The 282-nt window shown below is 58.9% G+C and carries 1 protein-coding gene; it reads left to right on the top strand.

Annotated elements, in window-relative coordinates; genetic code table 11:
• The coding region (locus HA052_RS27260) for a transposase (RefSeq protein WP_166454457.1) at nucleotides 1-282 on the top strand (282 nt) is incomplete at both ends.

Here is a 282-nt window from a genome sequence, read left to right as displayed (position 1 = left end):
GGGAAGCGGTGTTTGGCGAATATGGCAAGAGTGAAATGCGCTATGCGCGCGACTTGCTACAGGCGGTTCCAGATCATTCGCTCACGGTGTTCGATAAGGGCTTTCTCAGTGCGGACCTACTGCTGCAGCTTCAGCAAGCCGGCACTGAGCGCCACTGGTTGATTCCGGCCAAGGCCAACAGCAAATGGGAACGCCTAGATCCACACCCGACCGATTACCGGGTCCGGATGAAGGTCTCGCCGCAGGCCCGCGAACACAATCCAACCCTACCGGCCTATTGGG

It is taken from the genome of Chromobacterium fluminis (assembly GCF_011602385.1).
Taxonomy (GTDB): Bacteria; Pseudomonadota; Gammaproteobacteria; order Burkholderiales; family Chromobacteriaceae; genus Chromobacterium; species Chromobacterium fluminis.
The sequence above is the reverse complement of the archived record's forward strand: the minus strand, read 5'-3'. Positions and strand labels throughout refer to the sequence as shown.